Annotated in this window: 9 protein-coding genes; 2 read left to right on the forward strand and 7 right to left on the reverse strand. The window is 64.1% G+C overall.

Features of this window, described 5'->3' with window-relative positions; translation table 11 throughout:
* Complete coding sequence (locus RBR29_RS00310) at positions 1–2,085, forward strand: M3 family metallopeptidase (protein WP_320346088.1); 2,085 nt, start codon at positions 1–3, stop codon at positions 2,083–2,085.
* A 50-nt stretch (positions 2,086–2,135) separates the two neighbouring features.
* Positions 2,136–2,666: an SCO family protein gene (locus RBR29_RS00315; protein ID WP_320346108.1), complete on the forward strand. Its 531-nt coding sequence runs from the start codon at positions 2,136–2,138 to the stop codon at positions 2,664–2,666.
* A 4-nt stretch (positions 2,667–2,670) separates the two neighbouring features.
* Here RBR29_RS00315 and RBR29_RS00320 read toward each other — a convergent pair whose 3' ends face one another.
* From RBR29_RS00320 to RBR29_RS00350, 7 genes are all read right to left on the reverse strand, one after another.
* On the reverse strand, positions 2,671–4,068 hold the full coding sequence (locus RBR29_RS00320; RefSeq protein ID WP_320346090.1) for a dihydrolipoyl dehydrogenase: 1,398 nt from the start codon (positions 4,066–4,068) through the stop codon (positions 2,671–2,673).
* Positions 4,069–4,099: 31 nt separating this feature from the next.
* Complete coding sequence (locus RBR29_RS00325) at positions 4,100–4,672, reverse strand: nitroreductase (protein WP_320346092.1); 573 nt, start codon at positions 4,670–4,672, stop codon at positions 4,100–4,102.
* 66 nt (positions 4,673–4,738) lie between these two features.
* Positions 4,739–5,467 (reverse strand): pyridoxine 5'-phosphate synthase, encoded by a 729-nt coding sequence (gene pdxJ / locus RBR29_RS00330; protein ID WP_320346111.1) that lies wholly within the window; start codon positions 5,465–5,467, stop codon positions 4,739–4,741.
* Positions 5,464–6,897 (reverse strand): efflux transporter outer membrane subunit, encoded by a 1,434-nt coding sequence (locus RBR29_RS00335; protein WP_320346094.1) that lies wholly within the window; start codon positions 6,895–6,897, stop codon positions 5,464–5,466. The genes pdxJ and RBR29_RS00335 overlap by 4 nt, the downstream gene beginning before the upstream one ends.
* Positions 6,894–10,061, reverse strand: coding sequence for an efflux RND transporter permease subunit (locus RBR29_RS00340; RefSeq protein WP_320346096.1), 3,168 nt, complete (start codon positions 10,059–10,061; stop codon positions 6,894–6,896). The genes RBR29_RS00335 and RBR29_RS00340 overlap by 4 nt, the downstream gene beginning before the upstream one ends.
* A 47-nt stretch (positions 10,062–10,108) precedes the next feature.
* Positions 10,109–11,374: an efflux RND transporter periplasmic adaptor subunit gene (locus RBR29_RS00345; protein ID WP_320346098.1), complete on the reverse strand. Its 1,266-nt coding sequence runs from the start codon at positions 11,372–11,374 to the stop codon at positions 10,109–10,111.
* A 153-nt stretch (positions 11,375–11,527) separates the two neighbouring features.
* Positions 11,528–12,049, reverse strand: a complete 522-nt coding sequence (locus tag RBR29_RS00350; RefSeq protein WP_320346100.1) for a TetR/AcrR family transcriptional regulator — start codon at positions 12,047–12,049, stop codon at positions 11,528–11,530.
* Between the last annotated feature and the right edge of the window lie 177 nt (positions 12,050–12,226).

Here is a 12,226-nt window from a genome sequence, read left to right on the forward strand (position 1 = left end):
ATGAACAGTATCCGCACCGCCGGCAACCCCCTCCTCGTCCCGGCCGAGGCATTCGTGGACTACGGCGCCGTCCGGCCCGAACACATCGAGCCTGCCGTGCGTGAACTGATCGATGCTTCACGCGCCGCCATCGAGGCGGCCGCTGCCTGCACCGATCCACCTGACTGGGACAATCTGGTCGAGGTCATCGAAGACCCCTCCGAACGCCTGCATCGCGCCTGGGCCATTGCCGGCCACCTGAACAGTGTGGTCAACACGCCGGACCTGCGCGCCGCCTACAACGCCTGCCTGCCCCTGATAAGTGAATTTTTCACCTGGGTCGGCCTGCATCGCGGCCTGTATGAGCGCTACCGGGCGCTGGCGGCCAGTCCGGCCTTCGAAGCCCTGTCGCCGACCCGTCGACGCATCGTCGAACTGGCCCTGCGCGATTTCCGTCTCAGCGGTGTCGAACTGCAAGGCACCGCACGCGAAACCTATGCGCGCAACGCCGATCTGCAGGCCCAGGTGTCCCAGAAATTCTCGGAAAACGTGCTGGATGCCACGGACCACTGGTCCTTGCTGATCACTGATGAAAGCCGCCTCGAAGGCCTGCCGCCCGATGTCCTTGCGGCGGCCGCCCAGGCCGCCCGGTCGGCCGGTGAGTCTGGCTGGAAACTAACCCTGCACATGCCCTGCTACCTGCCGGTCATGCAGCATGCCAGGGATCGGGAACTGCGCCAGACTCTGTACCGCGCCCACGCCACCCGCGCCTCGGACCAGGGCGATCCAGCATTCGACAATTCCGAATCCATTGAAACCTTGCTGGCGCTGCGGGCCGAAGAAGCCGCCCTGCTGGGCCACGCCGACTTTGCCAGCCTGCGCCTGGAAACCCGCATGGCCGACAGCGCCGGGCAAGTGCTGGATTTTCTGCGTGAACTGGCCACCCGGGCCCGCCCCAGCGCCCAGCGCGACCTGGACGAACTGCGCGCCTTCGCCGCGCGCGAACTGCAGCTGGAATCGCTGGAACCCTGGGATATCGCCTACGCCTCCGAACGCCTGCGCGAAAGCCGTTACGCCTATTCCGACGAAGAACTGCGTCCCTATTTCACCGAATCCCGCGTGCTGGATGGCCTGTTCCAGGTCATTCACACCCTGTTCGGCGTGCGCCTGGAAATCACCGATGCCCCCACCTGGCATGCCGATGCCCGCATCTACCGGGTCCTGGATGCCCAGGACCGGGAACTGGGCCGTTTGGGCATGGACCTGTATGCCCGGACCGGCAAACAGGGCGGCGCCTGGGTAGACAGCGAACGCAGCCGCCGCGTGCATGCTGGACGGCTGCAGACTCCACTGGTCTGGTTGACCTGCAATTTCCCCACGCCGCAGGATGGCCGCGAGGCGCTGCTGTCGCATGACGACGTGATCACGCTCTTTCACGAAAGCGGCCACGCCATGCACGCACTGCTGTCGCGTGTGGACGACCCCGGCGCAGCGGCCTTCGCAGCCGTCGAATGGGATGCCATCGAACTGCCCTCGCAGTTCATGGAAAATTTCTGCTGGGAATGGGACGTGCTGCAATCCCTGACCCGCCATGCGGACACCGGCGCTTCCTTGCCGCGTGATCTGTATGATCGGATGATGGCCGCCCGCAACTTCCAAAGCGGCCTGCAGACCCTGCGCCAGGTCGAATTCGCCCTGTTCGACATGCTGATCCACACCCAGGCCAGCGGCCTGTCGATCAGCCAGGTCCTGGATACCCTGGACCAGGTCCGCCAGGAAGTCGCATTGCTGATTCCGCCTGCCTGGCATCGCTTCCCGCATGCCTTTTCGCATCTGTTCGCGGGCGGCTATGGCGCTGGCTACTACAGCTACAAATGGGCCGAAGTCCTGTCGGCTGACGCCTTCGCAGCGTTCGAGGAAAACGCCCGGCCCGGCGCGGATGGCACGCGCAATGTATTCGACCCGGCCACCAGCCGCCGCTATCTGGACGAGATCATCGCCGTCGGGGGCTCGCGCCCGGCTGCGGAATCCTTTCGCGCCTTCCGTGGCCGCGACCCTGACATCAATGCCCTGCTGCGACACAGCGGGCTGGAGGAAACCCAGTGAAACGCACGCTTCAACATCTGTTGGCCGCCCTGACCCTGTGGACAGGCGGCATGGGCCTGGCGCTGGCTACCGTGCACCCCGTGCGCGGCTTTCTGCCGGACCTGCAATTCACCCTGAAAGGCGCGGGCGATGTCACCGTCACGCAGCAGGACTTCTCCGGCAAGGTAGTATTGATGTTCTTCGGCTACGCCAGTTGCCCTGACATCTGCCCCACCACCATGGCGCAGCTGGCCCAGGTGACCGAGGCCCTGGGGCCTGCCGCCGAACAGGTGCGCATCCTGTTCGTCAGTGTGGATCCCCACCGGGACACACCGGACATCCTGCAGGCCTATGTGGATCAGTTCGACCCCCATGCCATCGGCCTGACCGGCGATGAAAAATCCATCGCCGCGCTGGCGCGCCGCTATCGGGTTGCCTACCAGATCCAGCGCCCGGATCCTCAAAACCCGGACGCTCCCTATGAAGTCGCCCACAGCCGCGGCATCTATGCCTTCGATCAGCAAGGCAAGGCCGTCTGGCTGGCAGCGGACGGCGAATCCCAGGAAGAACTGCTCACCGCCGTGAAACCGCTGCTGCACTGATCTGTCAGGCCGTTTGCCGCACGGCGTCGCGCAGCGCCGTGCGGATGCCTTCTTCGATCGTGGGATGGTAGAACGGCAGCCTCAGCATGTCCGGCACGGTCAATTCCATCTGCAAGGCCCAGGCCAGCAAATGGGCGACATGTTCTGCATCTGGACCCACCATTTCCGCCCCCAGGAAACGCTGGTCGGATTTACGCATGTAGACGTGCAACAGCCCCTGGTTGCGCTGCATCACGCGTGAACGGCCCTGGCGCGTCCAATCGACCGCGCCGATGGCGACCGGTTCCAGATCCCCCAGCGCAGCATGGCCGCCGCCCACCTGCATGATCTGCGGATCACTGAACACGATCGCCAGAGGCGCGCGGCGCGGCAACGCCTGTACATCGGGCCAGGCGGCGGCATTGCGGCCGGCCAGACGGCCATCGTCGGATGCCTCGTGCTGGATGGCATGGCGGCCCGTGACGTCGCCCGCCATAAACACAGGCTGGCCATGGACCTGCAGCGTGGCCGGATCGAAATGCGGCCGTCCGTGCTCGTCCAGCGGCATCGAGGTGCGTTCCAGATGGAGTGCTTCCAGTGCCGGATCGCGGCCTGCCGTCAGCAGCACGTGGTCGAAACGTTCCACGGTTTCCGGACTGCCGTCAGCCGACCAGCCCACCACGGCCTGGTCGCCTTCGCGGCGCACCGTCGTGACCCGGGCGTTCTGGACCAGGGACAGTTCCGGCGCCAGCAAGGCCACGGCCGCCGCGCGCACCAGAGGATCGCTCAAATGGGCGAAACTGCCCGATCGGTTCAGCAGCCGCACCCGTACGCCCAGGCGCGCGAGCGCCAGGCCCAGTTCGACGCCAATCACACCGGAACCGACCACCAGCACGCTGCGCGGCAGGTCACGCCAATCGAATACATCGTCATTGACGATGGCCAGGTCCCCCAGCGGGCGATACGCATCCGGCACATTGGGCCGGGTGCCCGTGGCCAGGATGATGCGGCGCGCATGCACTTCACGTCCATCCGCTGCCTGCAATACGCCATCGCGCAGAAATTCGACGGGTGCGTCCAGCCGGTGTTCCGGAGGCATTGCCTGCACATCCTCGACCACGAAACCGACGAAACGGTCGCGTTCGCGCCGCACCCGATCCATCACAGCCACGCCATCGACCCGAGGCGGGGCATCCAGCCGAATGCCAAACCCGGCTGCATGGCGCATGTCGGCCACGGACTGGGCTGCTGCGATCAGCAGCTTGGATGGCATGCAGCCCACCCGGGCACACATGGTGCCGTGCGGCCCGCCTTCGATCAGCAGGGGCTTCAGGCCCGCCTTGAGGACTTCCCGGTAGGCCGGCAGGCCGGCCGAGCCGGCGCCGATGATGGCGACATCGCAGTCGATGATCCGCTGATTCATTTCTCGTCTCGTCATAAGCTCGACACTTCGATCAGGCAGGCACCCGCCATTCCGACACATGGTCGCGCCAGTCTGGCCGCTCGATCGGCTCGGGCGTATCGATCGGCGTGCCTATCGCCAGATAGCCCATGAAACGTTCATCCAGGGGGTCAAAGCCCAGCGCCTCGCCCACCCCATCCAGGTAGGTGCCCACGCCAGTGCTCCAGAAGGCGCCAAAGCCCAGGGCATGTGCCGCATTGAGCATGTTCATGACGGCTGCGCTCACGGCCAGCAGGCTTTCGTGTTCAGGAATGCGGCCGGTGGGATCCGGACGGCAGCCCAGCGCAATCACCAGCGGCACTTTCGACAGCCATTTGCGGGCATTGTCCACCTTGGGTTGCGGCAAGGGTTCGCCTGCGGCAATCCCGGCCTGGACGCCCACGTCCACCAGAGCGGGCACATCGGCTCCGCGCACCAGCACAAAGCGCCAGGGCTTGACTGCACCGTGGTCGGGCGCACGCAGGGCGGCACTCAGAATCAGATCCAGTTGCTCATCGGTCGGGCCGGGGGCCTGGACGAACTTGATCGAGCGGCGGCTCAGCACCACATCAAAAAAATCGCTCATTGGAAACACAACCTCGCTTCAAAATCTCCCGAGCGCGCGCCAGCGTTTGCCAGCGCCGGCAGCACGCTAGGGACAGGAGGCCCGGATCAACAGGGCCTTCATGCGCCGGATGGCCGGCTCCCAGCCGTCGAACACGGCCTGAGCAACGATAGCATGGCCGATGTTCAGTTCCGAGATACCCGGCAAAGCGGCAATGGGTTCGACATTGTCGTAATGCAGGCCGTGGCCGGCGTTGACCCGCAGCCCCTCGCCCACGCCGAGCGCAATGGCGGCCCGCAGGCGTTCCATCTGGGCGACCCGTGATGCGGCATCGGGCGCATCGGCATACGTGCCGGTATGCAATTCGATCACCCGGGCGCCTGCACGCGCTGCAGCATCGATCTGATCAGCCTCGGGATCGATGAACAGGGACACGCGGATGCCGGCGTCATGCAGCCGCGCAACCGCCGATGCCACCTCGTCATAGCGGCCCAGCACATCCAGACCACCTTCCGTGGTCAGTTCGCGCCGGTTCTCGGGCACCAGGCAGACGTCATGGGGACGGATGTCGCAGGCGATGGCCAGCATCTCCGGGGTGATGGCGCATTCCAGGTTCATGCGCGTGCGCAGCGCCGGCCGAATGGCGCGCACGTCAGCATCCTGGATATGGCGCCGGTCTTCGCGCAGGTGCAGCGTGATCAGATCCGCTCCGGCATCCTCGGCACGCAGCGCCGCTTGCAGAGGATCGGGATAGGTCGTCAGGCGCTGCTGGCGCAGGGTGGCGACGTGATCGATATTGACGCCCAGTTCCATCAGGATGCCTCCGGCAGGTCATCGGCCGACCAGCCACCGCCCAGTGACTTGTACAGTTCCACCCGGTTGAACAGTGCATCGGTGCCCAGCTGGATGAACTGCTGCTGCACGCCGTACAGGGCAACCTGCGCGGACTGGACCTGCAAAAAGCTGTCCACGCCGGTTTCATAGCGGATCTGGGCAAGCTTGAGCGTCCTGAGCGCGGATTCCTCGGTCGCGCGCAAGGCATCGAGCTGCTGGCTGTAGGTCGCCTCGCCTGCCAGCCCGTCGGCAACCTCGCGGAAAGCGGTCTGGATGGCTTTTTCATAGGCCGACACGGCGATATTGCTGCGCGCCTTGGCCAGATCCAGGTTGCCCTTGACCCCGCCCGAGAACAACGGCATCTGGATCAAAGGTGAAAACTGCCAATGGCGGTGGCTGCCACCGAACAAGGCATCGAGTTCAGGGCTGGCGAAACCGAACAGACCCGTCAGGCTGATGCGCGGGAAAAAAGCGGCCCGGGCAGCACCGATCTGGGCATTGGCGGCCAGCAGATCGTGCTCGGCGCCGACGATATCGGGCCGGCGTTCCAGCAATTGCGACGGCAGCCCTGCGGGCAGGGACGGCAGCAGCTGTTCACGACCAAACGGCAGGGGCTCGGGCAGATCGTCGGGCACCGGCATGCCCAGAATCAGCTGCAAGGCGTTGCCGGCTTGTGCCATGGCGCGCTCGGCGGCAATGCGATCGGCACGCACGGTATCGTACTGGGCCTGGGCCTGGGCCAGATCCAGATCAGAAGCGACACCCACGTCAAAGCGCGATTGCACCAGATCCAGCGTGCCCTTGCGGGCTTCCAGGGTCTGGTCCATCAGGTCGCGCATCACCTGGGCCGAGCGCAGACGAAAATACGCCTCGGCGGTCTGGGCGATCAGTCCAAGCTGGACGGTGCGGCGCGCCTGGTCAGTGGACAGGTAGGACTGGTAGGCGGCTTCGCTGAGATTGCGTACCCGGCCGAAGAAGTCCAGTTCGAAGGCGGTCATGCCCACGCCCGCACTGTAGCTGCGGCTGACGGACTTGGCATCGGGGCCGCCATTGCGCATGTCGGCTGGCATGCGGGTGACCTGCCCTGTTCCCTGCAGACCGATGGTCGGCACACGTTCACTTTGCACGATACCGAATTGGGCGCGCGCCTCTTCGACCCGGCCTACGGCAATGCGCAGATCACGGTTGTTTTTCAGCGCCAGCCCGATCAGGGCCTGCAGCCGGGGATCCCGGAAAAAATCCCGCCAGGCCGGCAGCGTCGCGGTCTGGCCGGCATCGGCAGCGGCCAGCGGAAAACGATCGGGCACCGGCGTATCGGGCCGGTGATAAGCGGGCGCCAGCGAGCAGGCGCCCAGCGTCAGTCCCAGCATGGAAACAGCCAGAATGCGCAGGGGGAATCGTCGATTCATCATGCCTGGTCTCCCGGACCGGATCCACCTGCCGTAGGGATGTGTGGCGCCTGGTGGCCCAACAATTTCGGTTTGGTCTTGAACAATTTCAGAATCACCACGAAAAAGGTTGGCACGAAAAGCACGGCCAGCGGTGTGGCCGCCAGCATCCCGCCCAGCACGCCCAGGCCCACGGCATTCTGGCTGGCCGCACCCGCACCGTTGGCCAGGACCAGGGGCAGCACCCCCAGGATGAAGGCAAAGGAAGTCATCAGGATCGGGCGGAAACGCAGCCGCGCGGCCTCGATGGCCGATTCGGCCAACCCGGCGCCACTGGCATACAGGTCCTTGGCGAATTCCACGATCAGGATGGCGTTTTTCGCGGACAGGCCGATCACGGTCACCATCCCGACCATGAAATATACGTCGTTGTCCTTGCCCATCAGGCTGCTGAGCAGCACGGCGCCCAGCATGCCCAGGGGCACGGCCAGCATCACCGACAAGGGAATGGCCCAGCTTTCGTACAGGGCTGCCAGCACCATGAACACCACCAGGATCGACAGGCCCATCAGGATCACGGACTGGCTGCCCGCCTGGATTTCCTGATAGGACAGGCCAGTCCATTCATAACCCAGCCCTGGGGGCAGCTGCGCGATCAGGCGCTCCATTTCGGCCATGGCCTGGCCAGTGGAATACCCCGGCGCCGCCGAGCCGCCAATCCGGATGGACTCATAACCGTTGTAGCGCACGACCTGGACCGGCCCCCGGGTCCATTCCAGGGACACGAACGAGGACAGCGGCACCATCTCGCCATTCACATTGCGTGCATTGAGCCGCAGGATGTCGTCTGGATTCATGCGCGCATCCTGATCCGCCTGGACCCAGATGTTCTGCACCCAGCCCTGGTTGGTGAACTTGCCCACATAGGACGAACCGATCGCCGTGGAAATCAGGTTGGCGGCTTCGGCAAAGTCCACGCCCAGGGCGGCCGCCTTGTCGCGGTCGATTTCGACCTTCAGCTGCGGTCCCGGGCTCAGGCCGGTGATGCGCGTGCCGGTCAGGATGGGGCTTTGCGAGGCCAGTTGCAGCAGCTGTTGCGAAGCCGCCTGCAGGGCATCGCCGCCCACGCCGCCTCGGTCTTCCAGCCTGAGGTCGAAACCCGAGGCATTGCCCAGCGATGAAATGGCGGGCGGCGTGATGGCAATCACCATGGAATCCGGCAGGCCGAACAGCAGCTTGCCCATGGCGGTACCGGAAATCGCCTGCGCCGAATCGCCTGGCCCCCTGCGTTCGGAAAAATCTTTCAATGGCACAAAGGCGATGGCGGCATTCAGGCCGTTGCCGTTGAAGCTGAAGCCCCGGACAGTAATGATATTGGCCACCTGCGGCAGGGCCATGAAATATTTTTCAACCTGCTGGATGATTTCCACTGTACGGCTGGTTGAAGCGCCCGAAGGCAGTTCGATGTTGGCGATCACATAGCCCTGGTCTTCTTCAGGCAGGAACGAGGTCGGCAGGCGCACGTACATCCAGCCCATCACCCCCACCAGCAGGGCGAACACCAGCATCATGCGCAAGGTGCGTTTCAGGCTGCCGGTCACCCAGCGGGTATAACCATGCGTGGTTCGATTGAAGCCGCGGTTGAACCAGCCGAAAAACCCGCCCTTGGATGCGTGATGGCCCTTGGGGATGGGCTTGAGCAAGGTGGCGCACAGCGCCGGGGTGAAGCTGAGCGCCAGCAATGCCGAAAACAGGATGGACACGGCCATGGCCACGGAAAACTGGCGGTAGATCACCCCTACAGACCCGGACATGAAGGCCAGCGGCAGGAACACCGTGGTCAGCACCAGCGTGATCCCGACGATGGCGCCGCTGATCTGCGGCATCGCTTTTTTTGTGGCTTCCTTGGGTGACAGGCCTTCCTCGGCCATGATGCGCTCGACGTTTTCCACCACCACGATGGCGTCATCCACCAGGATCCCGATGGCCAGCACCATGGCGAACATGGTCAGCACGTTGATGGAAAACCCCAGGGCCAGCATCACGGTAAAAGCCCCCATCATCGCCACCGGCACCACCAGCGCGGGGATGAGCGTGTAGCGCACGTTCTGCAGGAACACGAACATCACCACGAACACCAGCACCATGGCTTCGAACAGGGTGTGGACCACCTGCTCGATCGACAGATCGATGTAGGGCGAAGTGTCGTAGGGAATCCGGTAGGTGATGTTATCGGGGAAGAACTGGGACAGTTCGGCCATCTTGGCCTTGGCCAGCTTGGCGGTTTCCAGCGCGTTGGCCGAAGGCGTCAACGACAGGGCAAAGGCGGCCGTGGGCTTGCCGTTCAGCCGCGCACCGAACTGATAGTTGTCCGAACCCAGTTCGACCCGGGCCACATCATGGATGCGCACCGTGGAACCATCCAGATTGGCGCGCAGCACGATATTGCCGAATTCTTCAGGCGTGGTGAGCTGCCCATTGACGGTCAGTGGCGCGACTGTGCGCTGGGTGTCTGGATTCGGTGGCGAGCCCAGGAGCCCCCCGGAGATCACCATGTTCTGGGCAGCCAGGGCGCTGCTGACCTGGGACATGCTCAGGCCATAGCTGACCAGTTTCTGGGGGTCGACCCAGACCCGCATGGCCCGGCCGGCGGCAAACAACTGGAATTTACCCACCCCCTTGATCCGTGACATCGGGTTCTGGATATTGCGCGTGATGTAGTCGGCCAGAGAGTACTGGTCAATGGAACCGTCCTTGGACGACAGTGTGACCACCATCAAAAAGCCGGAATTCGATTGGCTGACCTTCAGGCCCTGCTGCGTCACGGCGGCCGGCAGCTTGGCCGTCGCATTCGACAGACGGTTCTGCACGTCCACCTGGGCCAGATCGGGATCCGTGCCTGGAGCAAAAGTGACGGTGATGTCAGCCTGGCCATTGGAATCACTGACCGATTCGTAATACAGCAGCCCCTTGGCCCCGTTCAGTTCGTTTTCGATGACACTGGCCACGCTGGTGGATACCTCGGAGGCCGAGGCACCGGGATAGGTGGCATGGATGTTCACCGTGGGGGGCGCGACATCGGGATACTGCGACACGGCCATGTTGGGGATGGCCATGATGCCGGCCAGGGCGATGGCCAACGCCACCACCCAGGCAAAAATCGGTCGTTCGATGAAAAACTGTGGCATGAGAGCTCGCGAGGAATCCGGAGAGGTATCGGGCGGCCGAAGCCGGATCAGTGGGCCTGGTCGGCAGCGGGCTGACCGGCCGCCGACGAATCATCGGCGGACTTGTCGGCACTGGGCTGGCCATCGGCACTGGACGGCGGCGTAGCGCCCTGTTCCGCCGGATCGCCCTGGGCCTTCCAGGGCATGGGCTGCACCGGCGCACCGGGACGGACCTTTTGGAAGCCTTCGACCATCAGCTGATCGCCCGCCTGGATACCCTGGTAAATGATGTAGCCCTTGTCGGTACGCGGCCCGGCCTGGACCGGCGTGAAGGCAGCCTTGCCGTCCTTGATCAAGACGACCGTGTTGTTGCCATCGGCGGTGCGCTGAATGGCCTGTTCCGGCACCACCAACGCATGCGGATCCACCCCCTGGACCAGACGCACGCGCACGTACAGGCCAGGCAGCAGGATCCGATCCGGGTTGGGGAACAGCGCACGCAGATTCACCTGCCCCGTACCTGGATCGACGGCCACGCCCGAAAACAGCAACTTGCCGGGATGGCGATAGACTGTGCCGCCGTCCAGCAGCACTTCGGCCTGGGTATCGCCATTGTCATCCGGTTTGACAATGCCGTCGGCGATCTGGCGACGCAGTGTTGCGATCTGGGCAACCGGCTGGGTAATGTCCACGTAGACCTGATCCAGGCGATGCACGGTCGCCAGCGAAGTGGCTGATGTGGCACTGACCAGCGCCCCCACAGTCACTTGGGCTTTGCCGATGGTGCCGTCGATGGGCGACGTGACCCGGGTATAGTCCAGATTGATCTTGGCCGTTTCCAGTGCGGCCTGGGCCGCAGCGACGGCTGCTTCGGCCTGGCGCGACTGGGCAACGGCGTTGTCGTAGTCCTGCTGGCTGACCGCATGCTGCTTGATGAGCGCCGTGTAGCGCTGCGCCAGCAGGCGCGTGGTATGCGCGGAAGCCTGGGCGTTTTTCAATTGTGCGGCGGCCTGATCCCTGGCCGCGCGGTACGGCGCCGGATCGATGGTGAACAGCAGCTGGCCGGCCTTGACTGTGCTGCCTTGCTCGAAATCGATGGATTGGACAATGCCGTTGACCCGGGCACGGATCTCGGCATCTTCGATGGCCTGGACACGGCCCGGCAATTCAGTGTGCACCACGGCAGGCTGGGGCTGGACCTGGACCACACTGACTGGGACTTTCATGCCCCCCATGCCCTGCTGCGGTTCATCCGAGCAAGCCGCCAGCGCCAGCAGCGATGCCAGCGCCAGGGGCCACAGGGTTCGGCCGGCGGTCAGTCGATCAAAGGCCATAGAAAAGCTCCAGAAACGTTGGTTTTTCGATTGGGTGAAGCAAGGGATGGCCGCCCGCTCGAACGAGGAATCCGGGATCGCCGGCCCTGCGGGAAAGCCAAAAGTATACGGGGAAAAGCCCGACAGTTCGAGATGGCGGATAAGATTCAGGGCTCATGCCGCGCCTGCCGTGAAATGATCCACGAGAATGCGCACCCGTTTTTCCAGCACGTCCAGCCGGGGTTTGTCCTCGACCAGCCCTTCCAGGGCCAGCAGAAACACGTGGGCGACTTCCGGATCATCGAACACCTGGCCCAGGCATTCCAGCAAACAGGTCCGGTGCTGGCTGGCGACCTCGGGGCTCAGTCCCTGGCAGACATTCAGAAATTCGCTGGACATGGGCGCGGCCTCCATGTCGGACCAGGGCTCCAGCAGCACGCGTTGACACACCGCGAACAGGCGCTTGCCCTGTGCCCCGGGCGCTTGCACCGCATCCATGGCCAAAGGCAGGCGCGACAGCATCCAGTCCTCAAAGACCTGCATGAACAGGTCTTCCTTGTTCTTGAAACTGCGGTACAGCAATGTTCTGGAAATCCCCGCACGCTGGGCAATGTCACTCAGGGATGTGCGCGCGAAGCCAAAATTCAGGAAGCACCAGCGCGCCGCGTCCAGGATTCTGGCGCGTCGCGCATTCATGGCTTGAGAACTTGATTTGGGTGGCATCGGCGCATTTTGACAACGAGTGCATTTTTTGTCAAATTTGTCGCCCCCACCTCGCCGCCTGCATGCGGCTCGGATTCGGCAGGCACGAAAGAGTCCGCAGGGACTTGGACTCAATTTGTCGCAGCCCCCCCACCTCGCCGCCTGCATGCG

Source organism: Castellaniella sp. (assembly GCF_034007085.1).
Lineage (GTDB): Bacteria > Pseudomonadota > Gammaproteobacteria > Burkholderiales > Burkholderiaceae_B > Castellaniella.